This is a genomic window from Streptomyces sp. NPDC025784, from assembly GCF_055558435.1.
Genome location: NZ_JBVHMN010000007.1, coordinates 244810 through 257442 on the forward strand (window position 1 = coordinate 244810; position 12633 = coordinate 257442).

11 protein-coding genes are annotated in these 12633 nt (G+C 72.4%); 7 read left to right on the forward strand and 4 right to left on the reverse strand.

Annotated elements, in window-relative coordinates; all coding sequences use genetic code 11:
- Nucleotides 1-212 precede the first annotated feature (212 nt).
- A complete protein-coding gene (locus tag ACZ4IF_RS18405; protein WP_467564044.1) occupies nucleotides 213-2024 on the forward strand; it encodes a hypothetical protein in 1812 nt (603 codons plus the stop codon).
- A 33-nt stretch (nucleotides 2025-2057) separates the two neighbouring features.
- Here the strand turns inward: ACZ4IF_RS18405 and ACZ4IF_RS18410 are convergent, their stop codons facing one another.
- A complete protein-coding gene (locus ACZ4IF_RS18410) occupies nucleotides 2058-3356 on the reverse strand; it encodes an ABC transporter substrate-binding protein (protein WP_467564046.1) in 1299 nt (432 codons plus the stop codon).
- A 117-nt stretch (nucleotides 3357-3473) separates the two neighbouring features.
- On the opposite strand from ACZ4IF_RS18410, the gene ACZ4IF_RS18415 reads away from it, so the two are divergent.
- Together ACZ4IF_RS18415 and purU are read left to right on the forward strand one after the other, a co-directional pair.
- Nucleotides 3474-3974: an SCO4402 family protein gene (locus ACZ4IF_RS18415; protein WP_359488536.1), complete on the forward strand. Its 501-nt coding sequence runs from the start codon at nucleotides 3474-3476 to the stop codon at nucleotides 3972-3974.
- 78 nt (nucleotides 3975-4052) lie between these two features.
- On the forward strand, nucleotides 4053-4937 hold the full coding sequence (purU, locus tag ACZ4IF_RS18420; RefSeq protein WP_028802804.1) for a formyltetrahydrofolate deformylase: 885 nt from the start codon (nucleotides 4053-4055) through the stop codon (nucleotides 4935-4937).
- A 53-nt stretch (nucleotides 4938-4990) separates the two neighbouring features.
- Here the strand turns inward: purU and ACZ4IF_RS18425 are convergent, their stop codons facing one another.
- Both ACZ4IF_RS18425 and ACZ4IF_RS18430 read right to left on the reverse strand, forming a co-directional pair.
- A complete protein-coding gene (locus ACZ4IF_RS18425) occupies nucleotides 4991-6541 on the reverse strand; it encodes a zf-HC2 domain-containing protein (protein WP_467564049.1) in 1551 nt (516 codons plus the stop codon).
- On the reverse strand, nucleotides 6538-7119 hold the full coding sequence (locus ACZ4IF_RS18430) for a sigma-70 family RNA polymerase sigma factor (RefSeq protein WP_467564051.1): 582 nt from the start codon (nucleotides 7117-7119) through the stop codon (nucleotides 6538-6540). Before ACZ4IF_RS18430 ends, ACZ4IF_RS18425 begins: the two co-directional genes overlap by 4 nt.
- 387 nt (nucleotides 7120-7506) lie before the next feature.
- On the opposite strand from ACZ4IF_RS18430, the gene ACZ4IF_RS18435 reads away from it, so the two are divergent.
- Both ACZ4IF_RS18435 and ACZ4IF_RS18440 read left to right on the forward strand, forming a co-directional pair.
- On the forward strand, nucleotides 7507-7887 hold the full coding sequence (locus ACZ4IF_RS18435; RefSeq protein WP_359488529.1) for an STAS domain-containing protein: 381 nt from the start codon (nucleotides 7507-7509) through the stop codon (nucleotides 7885-7887).
- 178 nt (nucleotides 7888-8065) lie between these two features.
- Entirely contained in the window at nucleotides 8066-8578 is a 513-nt protein-coding gene (locus tag ACZ4IF_RS18440) for an EF-hand domain-containing protein (protein WP_467564053.1), read from the forward strand.
- Here ACZ4IF_RS18440 and ACZ4IF_RS18445 read toward each other — a convergent pair.
- Nucleotides 8562-10115, reverse strand: a complete 1554-nt coding sequence (locus ACZ4IF_RS18445) for a class I adenylate-forming enzyme family protein (RefSeq protein ID WP_467564055.1) — start codon at nucleotides 10113-10115, stop codon at nucleotides 8562-8564. The genes ACZ4IF_RS18440 and ACZ4IF_RS18445 overlap by 17 nt on opposite strands.
- A 170-nt stretch (nucleotides 10116-10285) precedes the next feature.
- On the opposite strand from ACZ4IF_RS18445, the gene ACZ4IF_RS18450 reads away from it, so the two are divergent.
- Nucleotides 10286-11473 carry an amidohydrolase family protein gene (locus ACZ4IF_RS18450; protein ID WP_467564057.1) on the forward strand — a complete coding sequence of 396 codons (1188 nt, stop codon included), beginning with the start codon at nucleotides 10286-10288 and terminating at the stop codon, nucleotides 11471-11473.
- Nucleotides 11473-12627, forward strand: coding sequence for an acyl-CoA dehydrogenase (locus ACZ4IF_RS18455; RefSeq protein ID WP_467564059.1), 1155 nt, complete (start codon nucleotides 11473-11475; stop codon nucleotides 12625-12627). The genes ACZ4IF_RS18450 and ACZ4IF_RS18455 overlap by 1 nt, the downstream gene beginning before the upstream one ends.
- Nucleotides 12628-12633: the final 6 nt, after the last annotated feature.

The window sequence follows — 12633 nt, forward strand, 5'->3', positions numbered from 1 at the left end:
GACGACATGAACGCACGGTCCGCACGGGCGTGAACGGTGGGGAAACGGACGCGGCGGTGAAGAAGGGAGCCGTAAACAGCGCCGCGCGGGACGGATTCGTTACCCGGGTCACAGGGGGCGGGCGTCACGTCCCGTGCTGCGTGGCACCGGGTTGTGGGGACCCGGTAGCGTGAGCCGACGATTCCGAAGGTCCCCCATTCGTAGGAGTCCCGGTGACGCAGAGCGGACAGGGCGAGGAGCCCTCGGCGCGGCCCGCGCGCGAAGGCATCGTGCTGCCCTCCGACGGCGGCGCGCCCCTGCTGCCCGGTACGGCGGGCGACGCCGCGACCCCGGCGGGCGGTCAGGCCTGGGGCCGGCCATGGGGCCCGGACCAGTCGGCCGCGCCCGCGCCGGGCAGCGCCGAGGGCTGGGGGGCGCCCGAGGGCGACGCCCGGGCATGGGGAGCCGCCGAGCCGCCGGCACCGTCCGCGCCCGCCTCCGGCTGGGGCACATCCGACTCCTCCCAGGGCTGGGCCGCCTCCGGCGCGCACGCGGCTCAGCAGCCGCACGGATTCACGCCGCAGCCGCCGGCCGATGCGGGCCCGCTGCCGCCCGAGGGCGCGCAGGCCCCCTTCGGAGTGCCGGGCGGCGCCGCTCCGCAGGTGCCGGGCGCGCACGCGGGCAGCGGGTACGGTTACCCGCCCCCGGTGCAGCACCCCGGCACCGCCCTCCCGCAGGAAACGGGCGGGTACGGCAACCCCGGCGCGGCTCTCCCGCAGCAAACGGGCGGGTACGGCAACCCCGGCGCCGCTCTCCCGCAGGCCACGGATGGCTACGGCACCCCCGGGGCTCCGGCCTCCGCGCCGCTGCTGCCGGCTGCCATGGACGGCGCCACGCAGTACATACCTCACATGCCGCCCGCCCCGGCCGGTGACGAGGGAGCGACCCAGTTCATCCCGCCCGTCCCCGCCACGCCCGACGAGGGCGCCACCCAGTTCATCCCGCCGGTCGCCCCGGGGGCACTGCCGCCCGAGATGCCGGCCGGCGACGCCACGCAGTTCCTCGGCCGGGCGCCGCAGGGCGGCCCCGCCGGGCCGCTGCCCACCGGTGGACACCCGGACGCCGAGGCCACCCAGTTCATCGCCCCCGTTCCCGCACAGCCCGGGTCGGAGCCGTACGGCATACGCCCGGGCGGGCCGGAGGACCGGCAGCCCCCGGCGGAGTTCGACAACCTCTTCCGCAGCGAGCCGGAGGGGTCGGCGTCGACGCAGCAGATGCCGCGCTTCGACCCCTCCGCCCAGCGGGCCCCGTACGGCGCGCAGGCCCCGTACGCGTCACCCGCCCCGGGCGGCCGGGCCGCCGCGCGGCGCGGCGGCACCCCCGACGTCGAGGAGGGCGGCGGCCGCGGCGGGCGCAGCGGCTCGCGCATCCCGGTGATCGCGGCCATCGGCATCGGCATCGCCGTGCTCGGTGTCGGCGCCGGTGCGCTGCTCAGCGGGGGCGGGGACTCCGACACCAAGGACGACGGCAGCAAGACCGTGTCGGCGACGGCTCCCGCCACGCAGCAATCGGCGTCGCCGGCCGCGGACCCGGTCAAGGCGCAGGCCGTCGAGCTGGACAAGCTCCTCGCGGACAGCAGCAACAGCCGTGACTCGGTGATCAAGGCCGTGGCGAACGTGCGGGCGTGCAACAACCTGGACCAGGCGGCCAGCGACCTGCGCGACGCGGCCAAGCAGCGGGGCGAGCTGGTCACCCGGCTCGGCGCGCTGTCCATGGACAAGCTCCCGAACCACGCCGCGCTGTCCACCGCGCTCACCAACGCCTGGAAGGCCTCCCAGTCGGCCGACAGCCACTACGCGGCCTGGGCCGACCAGGTGGCCGGCAAGAAGGGCTGCCGCAAGGGCCATGCCCGCGAGACCGGGCAGACCCAGGCGGCCACCCGGGCCAGCGGCACGGCCTCCGCGGAGAAGGAGAAGGCCGCCCGGCTGTGGAACTCCATCGCCTCCAAGTACGGACTGACGCAGCGGACGCGGATCCAGCTGTGAGCCGTCCCTGATCGTGGGAGGGCGCGGGTGATCTCAGTCCGCGTTCTCCAGCGTCCGGGACACGTTCACGAACCCGCGCCGCTCCGGGGTCAGCAGACCCTGGCGTACCACCTGGAAGGTGACGTCGGCGTTGACCAGGCGCGGGAAGTCGACGGCCGCGATCAGGTCCTCGAAGCGCCAGCTGAGCGTCGGGGTGAGCCCGCCCGTGGTCACCTTCAGTCCGTTGTCGAGGGCGCGCCGGACGGCCAGTGAGGTCACCTTCTCGTCGCCGAGCGACGCGATGACCGCCTTCAGCACGGTGTACGCGATCCAGGTGGTCTGCACTCCGGCGTCCGCGGGGTCGATCCGGTTGTCGCCGAAGGCCTGCTCCTTGATCACGGAGCGCATCTGGTCCCAGCGGGAGTCGTTCGAGGTCGGGTACCAGCCGGTGACGTAGGAGCCCTCGTACGGGCCGGACCTGCCGCCCGTGGCGTCGATCAGCGACTGGTCGACGCTGCCGAGCACCGTGCCCGTGCTCACCTTCGGATAGTTCTGGCGGTCGCGCCGGAAGGAGTCCATGAAGGTGTCCGTGCGGTCGCCGAGCGCGGGCACCACACAGCCCCGCTCGCCGGGGTCGGAGGTGGCGTGGGTGAGCGCCTGCTGCGTCTGCCGTGCGTACTCCGTCGCGTCCTCGGCGGCCCGCTGGTCCGCCGCGGCCGAGTGGGCCCGCGACTTCAGGCCCGAGTCGAGCAGCACCGGGAGCTGGTCGCCGGCGATGGTGTCGGGACGGATCAGCGCGACCGGACCGCAGTTCTTGGCGAGCTGTTCGCCGAGCCCGGCCAGCAGCGCGGGCTCGCCACCGTTGACGGGGTAGGACAGCGGGCTGGTGAACTCGTCGTCGGTGACGCCGTAGCCGCCGATGTACGGGATGCCCGCGCTCTCCAGCGGAGCGAGGAAGTCCCGGCTGTGCTGGCTGTAGGAGCCGACGACCGCGACGACGTTCTCCTCCGCCGCGCGCTGCGCGCACTGCGCGGCGAACACGGCGTCGTTGTGGTCGTTGCAGGTGAGGACCTTGAGCGGGTGGCCGTTGATCCCGCCGTGCGCGTTGACCCAGCGGGCGTAGGCCTTCGCCATGGCGGGCATGCCGGGTTTGTTGGTCGCCGAGGTCTTCTCGGGCGCCCAGGTCATGACGGTGACGGAGTCGTCCCCGGAACCCCCCGTGGCACCAGGGATGACCCCGCATCCGACGGCGATCGACGCACACGCGGCCAGCGCGCCCGCGGACAGCAGCGTGGCCCTCAGGGGCCGGGGGAGGACGGAGGAGCTGGTGCGCGTACGCCGACTGCCGGTCATGGACACGCACGATTCCGTCACATCACTAACCCTCGAGTGACCCGTGGTCAACGAAAGGTGACGCAGAGGTGAATTACGGGGGCCGGTGATCCGGATTTCGCGGGGAACGTACGATCGATGACCGTGCAAGGTTCGGAGAACTCTTCCCGTCGCGGCCGTCGCTCATCCACCATGGGCGGCATGCCACTCAACGACATGCCGTGGTGGCGCTGGCGCAGCAATGTGCGCTCCGCGCTGCACATGCTCTCCGACCCCGCCTTCCAGCGTGACGTCTGGCTCGCGGGCATCGACGGGTACGGGGACGTCACCGACGCCGTGTACCGCCTGGTCGAGGACACCTGGCTGGACAACTGGTCCGCCGAGAAGTACGTCGGCACGATATTCCGGGACTCCCAGGAGGCGGCCCTCGTCGACACCGCGGTGCTGCGCGTGCTGCGGATCATGCACCAGGTCGGGCCCGACGCGCCGGTCTCCGCGTACCTCGACCACCACGCGTGGCCGGAGGCCGTCCGCGCCGCGCGCGACGCGCACGTGCGGCTGGCGGCGAGCGACGGCGAGGACCCCGACACCCCGCCGCGCACGCTCGAGGTGCTGCGCATCCTGACGCGCTCGGCCTAGCGCCCGCCACGTCCCGACGGCGTCCGTGTGGCGGGACGGCTGCCCGTTCCGGGGGTCTGATATGGGACCCTGTGCTGCATGAATGAGCAGTCCGTCCGCGGGGCCGCACCCGCCGCCGAGCAGTACGTCCTGATCCTCTCCTGCCCGGACAAGCAGGGGATCGTGCACGCCGTGTCGAGCTATCTGTTCATGACCGGCTGCAACATCGAGGACAGCCAGCAGTTCGGCGACCACGACACGGGGCTGTTCTTCATGCGGGTCCACTTCTCTGCCGAGGCGCCGGTGACCGTGGACAAACTGCGGGCGAGTTTCGCGGCGATCGGTGACTCCTTCCACATGGACTGGCAGATCCACCGTGCCGAGGACCGGATGCGGGTCGTCCTCATGGTCAGCAAGTTCGGCCACTGCCTGAACGACCTGCTGTTCCGCGCACGGATCGGCGCACTGCCCGTCGACATCGCCGCCGTGGTCTCCAACCACACCGATTTCGCCGAGCTCGTGGCGTCGTACGACGTCCCCTTCCACCACATCCCGGTGACCAAGGACACGAAGGCGGAGGCCGAGGCGCAGCTCCTCGAACTGGTCCGCGGCGAGAACGTCGAACTCGTCGTGCTGGCCCGCTACATGCAGGTCCTCTCCGACGATCTGTGCAAGCAGCTCAGCGGGCGGATCATCAACATCCACCACTCCTTCCTGCCGAGCTTCAAGGGCGCGAAGCCCTACCACCAGGCCCACGCCCGGGGCGTCAAGCTCATCGGCGCGACCGCGCACTACGTCACCGCCGACCTCGACGAGGGCCCGATCATCGAGCAGGAGGTCGAGCGGGTCGGCCACGACGTGACGCCCGACCAGCTGGTCGCCATCGGCCGCGACGTGGAGTGCCAGGCGCTGGCGCGGGCCGTCAAGTGGCACGCGGAGCGCAGGATCCTGCTGAACGGGCGCCGGACGGTGGTCTTCGCCTAGGGGCGTCCCGGGCCGGATGCAAGGGGTCTCACCCCCTGCATCCGGCTCGGCGACTACATCCGGCTCAGTGACGCCGCGGCGAAGAGCACGTCCCTGATCGCCTCGCGGTCGCCGTCCTGACCGGCGGCGGCCTCCTGCGGGGAGACATGGCCCGCGGCGAGGCGGCAGAACTCCACGCCGTCCAGCGCGACATGGGCCACCTCCCGCTCCGCGGAACCGACCGCGCCCGGTGAGTCGAGCGGGATCATCCACTCACCGCCCCCGGACCCCTCGATCTCCAGGCGCAGGCTGCGCCCCGGCGCCCCCGCGGCGACCAGATGACGGGCCGGGGCCCCGGACAGCCCCGCCCGCCGCCGCCCCGCGAGTGTGGCGGGCAGCATTCGCGCGGCCAGGTCGATCATCTTGTGCAGGTGCCGGGGGGCGGGCGGCTCGTACGGGTAGTCGACGGCCTCCGCGATGTCGCCCGCGTGGACCCAGCACTCGAAGGCCCGGTCCAGCATCGCGTCGCTCAGCGGCAGCCCGAAGCCGCCGTACGCCACGGTGAGACCGCCCGAGCCGGTCCCGGCCTCGCCCGCCGACGCCCCCTCGACGGCGAACGACACCGTACGGACGAGGTGGTGGCTCTGCTCCCGCCAGGGCAGGCGCACGGCCCGGGTGGGCGGGAAGTGCGAGGCACGCCAGTACGCCTCGGTGCGGCCCTCCGGGGTGGCGGGGTCCGTGGACTCCGGGACGGCCGGGCCGAGCGGGTCCTCCAGACCGAGCGCCGTCGCGACGAGCCCGTCGACGCTCAGCAGGTGCGCGATGACCCCGGCGACCGTCGTACGGCGGCTCACCGGCCGGTCGGCGGCGAACCAGCGCAGCCGCACCGGCGCGTGCCACTCGGCGCCCCCGATGTCCTGGAGCAGTGCGTCGAGCCGGGCGGTCTCGGCGTCGTACGGAGCCGCCCAGTCGGGCACCGGGATGCGCGGCGGGCGCCGGTCGAGGCAGCTCTCCAGGACACGGGTGCGCAGCGTCGGATCGAGGTCGAGGCTCTCGGGCGGGTGCAGCAGCCCGACCGCCTCGCGCAGCCGCAGCGCCTCGTCGGCGCAGGAGCCGCAGTCCCCGAGATGCTCCTCGACGGCCACTGTCTCGTCCGCCGAGCAGGCGGCCAGCGCCCATGCGCCGAGCAGGGACTTCAGCACCCGGTGGTCGAGGACGAGCGGCGCCGGGGCGGTGGCGGTGGCGGGGTCGGGCAGCGGGAGTCCGGTGTCCTCGACGGAGGAGCGGGGCAGCGGTATGCGCGGGGGCCCGCCCGGTTGTCCGGAGGCTTCGCCGTGCTCCGGGGAGCCGGGGCCGCCCGGACCGTCGGAGCCGCCGCCCGCGGGGGAGCCGGGCCCGTCGTGCGCCGGCGCCCCGGCGTCCGTGCCGGGCCCGGCGTCCGTCCGCTCGTCGGGCGTGTCCTCCCAGGGACTGCTGTCGGGGGCCTCTTCCCGGTCGTCGCCTCCGTCGTGTGCGGCGTGCGCTTCGAGCGCGTCGTGTCCGTCGCGTCCGTCGTGCCCGTATGCGTCGGGCCCGTGGGCTTCGTGCTCGTCGAAGGCCTCGAACCGGTCGGCTCGTCCGTTCACCGCGCACCCCCGTATTCGGGCGGGGCGCCGGTGGGGCCGGCGTCGTGGGCGGTGGACAGGAGCTGGAGCCCGAGACGGAGCCTGCGGCGGGCCTCGTCCTCGGTGACGCCCAGGTCGGCGGCGGCCTGGCGATAGTCCCGGCGCTGGAAGTACGCGAGCTCCAGCGCGGCCCGCAGCGGGGCCGGCATGGACGTCACGATGTAGTCCGCGCGGGCCGCGACGGACGCGCTGCGCACCTTCCGCTCCAGCTCCTCGGTGGTGCCGTGACCGCCCCGGGCGAGGGCGGCGGTCTCGTTCACCCGCAGTCGCTGGACGGCGAGGCGGTGGGTGAGCGTGGCCACCCAGGAGCGCAGCGGGCCCTGTCCGGGGTCGTACGTCTCGGGGTTCTCCCAGACGTGGGTGAAGACCTCGCGGGTGATCGCGTCGGCCGCGCGCTCGTCTCCGAGTACGCGGTGGGCCAGACCGTGCACGAGCGAAGCGAACCGGTCGTAGAGCTCACCGAGCGCCGCGGCCTCCCCGCGTGCGAGCCGCTGCTGCATCTTGCGGTCCCAGCGGGGCGGTGTGTCCCTCTTGGTCATGCGGCCCCCTCACCCCTGGTCGTGCCGGCGCCCGTCCCTGTCGCCCGTGCGTGTGCCTGTGTGCGTCCTGCTCCCGTCCAGCCTGTGTGCACGGCTGTCTTGAATGTAGTCGGCACGTCTTGCGGCGCACGCCCCTTTGCGTCAATACGCGCCCCTGGACAGGCCGCAGATGGTAGAAGCCCGTCACCTTCCCCATCGAATCCGATCAAAACGCGACCGAAGCAGACCGTAGTCGTCCGAAAAAGCGCGCTCGGCTGACATTTTCGACCGTGGACCGGCGTTTCTTCCTGTGCGGACCGGTGTTTCATGGAACGACGGCTGGGCAGCCGCGCTGGAAGGAAGCGAAGCGACTGCTTCCGTTTCTGTTGGGCGAGGCGAGCGAGAGGCGTGGCGGTGACGCTCAAGGTGACCGACGGCGTACAGGGCGAGTGGGCCGTGCTCCGGGTGTCGGGCGAGCTGGATCTCCTCACGTCACCGGTCCTGCGCCAGCGGGTGCACGACGCGGTGGCCGAGGGCCGGCGCAGTCTCGTCCTCGACCTCTCCGAGGTCTTCTTCTGCGACTCCAGCGGTGTCGGCGTCCTCATCGCCACCCGCCGGCTCATCCGCTCCTGCCGGGGCCGGCTGAGACTGATCCTGCCCGCGCGCGGCGCGCTCGACGGCTCCCACGTCAACCGGGTCCTCGGCGCCCTCGGCGTGCGCCGGCTCTTCGACGTCTACCCGGACGTCACCTCCGCCGTCGACGAGGAGTCCAGCCCCCTGTCGGCGTGACGTGTTCCACCCCGCGGTCCTCCGGTGCCACACAGTTGTCCCAGAATTCCCGCGGTCTTGGTACAACCGTCGTTTTCCCGTGCCCGCGGCGGGTCCGGCGTCGTACGCTCCGTCCCAGATGAACCCCAGTCCGGTCAGACAGGAGACCGGCTGAGATGTAAGGCGGTCCGAACACACCATGGTCAGTACCGAGTACGAACGCAGGATTGCCGACCGGTTCGCCGGCTTCGACCAGGACGGCAACGGCTACATCGACCGTGAGGACTTCAACGCCGCGACCAAGGCGGTCCTCGCCGAATTCGGTACGACGGCCCGGTCGGACAAGGGCCAGGCCCTGTACGGCGGCGCCGAGGCGTTCTGGCAGGGCATGGCGGGGATAGCGGACCGGGACGGCGACCAGCGCATCACCCGCGAGGAGTTCGTCAGCGGTGCGGTCAAGCGGCTGCGCGACAACCCCGAGCGGTTCGCGGAGATCGCCCGTCCCTTCCTGCACGCGGCCCTCGCCGTCGCGGACTCCGACGGGGACGGCGCGGCGACGGTCGAGGAGGCCGAGCGCGTCCTCAAGGCGCTCGGCGTGCGCGACGAGGTCGCCGCCGTGGCCGCGGCCGCCCTCGACACGGACTCCGACGGCCGGATCGGCGAGGCGGAGGTCGTGACCGCGTTCGCCGGCTACTTCACGGTGCCGGAGTAGCGCCGTCCCGAGCCGCCGGGTCCCCGCCCGGCTCGGACGGTGCCGAATACCGCTCCCTGAGCTTGTACTTGAGCACCTTGCGCAGTGTGTCGTTGCGTGGAAGGGCGTCCACCACCTCCAGTTGCTCCGGCAGCTTGTGCACGGACAGCCCTTCCCCGCGCAGGTGGGCGGTCACCGCGTCCAGGGTCAGCACGTCCGCGCCCGGCGGCTGTTCGACCACCGCGCAGACGCGTTCGCCGCGTTCGACGTCCGGCAGCCCGATCACCGCGGCGTCGGCGACGCCGGGGTGCCGGTGCAGCAGGTCCTCGATCTCCTTGGCGGAGATGTTCTCGCCCTTGCGGATGATGATGTCCTTCAGGCGTCCGGTGAGGACGAGATGTCCGCTCTCCGTCAGATGCCCGACGTCCCCGGTGACCAGGAACCCGTCCGCGTCGAACGCGGTGGCGGTCTGCGCGCCGTCCAGGTACCCCTGGCAGACGGCCTCGCCGCGCAGCCGCACCTCGCCGTCCACGATCCGTATCTCCATGCCTTCCGGGGGCCTGCCCTCGGTGGTCGCCAGGTTCTCGGCGGTGTCGTCCGGCGCGCCCATCGTGATCATCGGGACCTCCGTCATCCCGTATCCGTGAGTGAGCTGCACCCCCATCTCCCGTACGACGGCGTGGTAGACCTCGGGCGGCTTGGGCGCGCCGCCGCCCGCGAGGAGCCGCAGGGTGGGGACGACGGGCACCCCGGGCTGCTTGCGCTGCTCGGCGAGGAACATCGAGTAGAAGGCCGTGGAGCCGCCGGCCACCGTCACCCCGTGCCGGCGGTAGTCCTCCAGGGCGGCGGGCAGCGCGAAGTGCTCGAACATCACGGCCGGGAAGCCGTACAGCAGCAGCATCACCGTGTAGTCGGGCCCTGCGATGTGCGCGTAGGGGAACGCCATCGAGCCCACGTCGTCGGCCGTCAGACGCAGCGCGTGCGCGAGGCACGAGCCGCCCGCGATCAGCGAACGGTCCGTGTGCAGGACGCCCTTGGGGTCGGAGGTCGTGCCGGAGGTCCAGTAGATCCAGCGCACCGAGGTGCCGTCGGCGGGCGGCGGCGGGAGTACCGCCGGATCGCCGTCCGGCAGCGCGTCGTACGCCTCGAAGACACCCTTGGCGCCGAGCCGCCGTGCCATCGCGGAGTGGTCGAAGCCCCGCCACTCGCCCGGCACCGCGAAGAACTCCGCCCTGGACTCGCGCAGGGCGAAGCCCACCTCGCGGTCGCGGTAGAAGGGGATGACCGGGGACTGCACGGCGCCGAGGCGGGCCAGCGCGAAGGACAGCAGCGCCGTCTCGATGCGGGTGGGCAGCTGCCAGGCCACCACGGTGCCGGGGCGTACGCCCATGTCGTACAGGCCCGCCGCCACCCGCTCGGCGCGGTCGCGCAGCGCGCCGAAGCTCAGCGACCGGTCGCCCTGGAGGAGGACGGGCCGGTCGGGGGTGAGCGCGGCGCGGCGGTCCACCAGTTCCCAGAGCGTGCGCGCGGAACCCAGGGCGTGTGCGGTGTCGTTCACGTCGGCCCTCCTTCGGCCGGATCTCGCCGGCCCGGCTTCAGCTGACGGTCAGTCAGATCCTGGCAGAGCGTAGGGCTCGCCGCCTTGTCGGTCCATAGGCGCGGGGCTAGCCTGCTTGTGTCGAGAGATCTGACGGGTCATCAGATAAGTTCGCCAGGCGGAGGGGAACCATGACCGAACTGCCCCGCATCATCAGCGTCGACGACCACGTGATCGAGCCCGCGCACCTCTTCGAGACCTGGCTGCCGCGGAAGTACCACGACCGGGGACCGAAGCCGCTGACCGCCGGCATCGGCGAACTCGCCTACGTGGGAGGCAAGTACCAGATCACGATGGACCCGGACGGCCCGCCCACCGACTGGTGGATCTACGAGGACCTCAAGTTCCCGTACAAGCGCAACATCGCCGCCGTCGGCTTCGACCGCGACGAGATGACGCTGGAGGGCATCACCCGCGCGGAGATGAGGCGCGGCTGCTGGGACCCCGCCGAACGGCTCCGGGACATGGACCTCAACCACGTCGAGGCCAGCCTCTGCTTCCCGACCTTCCCGCGCTTCTGCGGGCAGACCTTCGCCGAGGCGTACGACAAGGAGGTGGCCCTGGCCTGCGTGCGCGCCTACAACGACTGGATGGTCGACGAGTGGTGCGGCGACAGCGGCGGCCGGCTCATCCCGCTCTGCCTGATCCCGCTGTGGGACGTCGGCCTCGCGGTCGCCGAGATCCGGCGCAACGCCGCCCGCGGCGTGAAGGCCGTGACCTTCTCCGAGATCCCCACCTACCTGGGACTGCCGTCCATCCACTCCGGCTACTGGGACCCGTTCTTCGCCGTCTGCCAGGAGACCGGCACGGTCGTGAACATGCACATCGGGTCGAGCAGCCAGATGCCCGCCGCGTCCCCGGACGCCCCGCCCGCCGTGCAGGCCTCGCTGTCCTTCAACAACGCGATGGCCTCGATGATGGACTTCCTCTTCTCCGGGGTCCTCGTCAAGTTCCCGCAGCTCAAACTCGCCTACTCCGAGGGCCAGATGGGCTGGATCCCGTACGCCCTGGAACGCGCCGACGACGTCTGGGAGGAACACCGCGCCTGGGGCGGCGTCCGGGACACGATCCCGGAACCCCCGTCGACGTACTACTACCGGCAGATCTTCTGCTGCTTCTTCCGCGACAAGCACGGAGTCGCGTCCCTGGACGTCGTCGGACGGGACAACGCCACCTTCGAGACCGACTACCCGCACGTCGACTCGACCTTCCCGCACACCAAGGAGGTCGCCCTCGACCACGTGAAGGGTCTGGACGACGAGACGATCCACAAGCTGATGCGCGGCAACGCGATCCGCATGCTCGGCCTGGACCTGTAGTGGACCTGGACCACACTCCCGAGGAGGAGGAGTTCCGGGCCCGGCTGCGCGAGTGGCTCGCCAAGGCGCTCCCGACCCTGCCTCCCAAGCCGTCCCCCGACGACTGGCCGGGCAGACGGGCCTACGACCTCGGCTGGCAGCGGATGCTGTACGACGCCGGGTACGCCGGACTGCACTGGCCCGTCGACGCCGGCGGCCGGGGCGCCACCCCGACACAGCACCTCATCTACCTGGAGGAGACGGAGAAGGCGGGCGCCCCCTATGTGGGGGCCAACTTCGTCGGACTGCTGCACGCCGGCCCGACCATCGTCTCCGAGGGCACCGCCGAGCAGCGGGCGCGCTGGCTGCCGCCCGTGCTGCGCGGCGAGGAGGTCTGGTGCCAGGGCTTCAGCGAGCCGGACGCGGGCTCCGATCTCGCGGCACTGCGCACCCGTGCGTGGCGCGACGGCGACGAGTACGTGGTGAGCGGGTCCAAGATCTGGACCTCTCACGCGGAGGTCGCGGACTGGTGCGAGCTGCTCGTCCGCACGGACCCCGACGCCCCCAGGCACCGGGGCATCACCTGGCTCGCCCTGCCCATGGACGCGCCGGGCATCACCGTCCGGCCGCTGCGGACCCTCGCGGGCTCCACCGAGTTCGCCGAGGTCTTCCTCGACGAGGTGCGCGTCCCGGTCGGCCACCGCGTCGGCGCCGAGAACGACGGCTGGCGGGTCACCATGGTGACGCTGTCCTACGAGCGGGGCACCGCCTTCGTCGGGGAGGTCGTCGCCTGCCGCCGGGTGCTGGGCGCCCTCGCCCGCCGGGCGCGCGAGAACGGGCGCTGGGACGACGCCGTGCTGCGCCGCCGTCTGGGCAGGCTGAACGCCGAGTTCCGCGCGCTGTGGCGGCTCACCCAGTGGAACGTCGGCGAGGCGCAGCGGACGGGGTCGGTGCCCGGCGTCGGCGGCTCGGTCTTCAAGCTGCGCTACTCGCACGCGCGCCAGGAGCTGTACGACGCCGCGGCCGAGGTGCTCGGCCCCGAGGCGCTCGACCTCGGGCAGGAGTGGACCCTCGACCGGCTCTCGTCGCTGTCGTACACGATCGCGGCGGGCACCTCGCAGATCCAGCAGAACATCGTGGCCGAGCGCATCCTCGGCCTCCCCAAGGGACGGTGAGCGGCG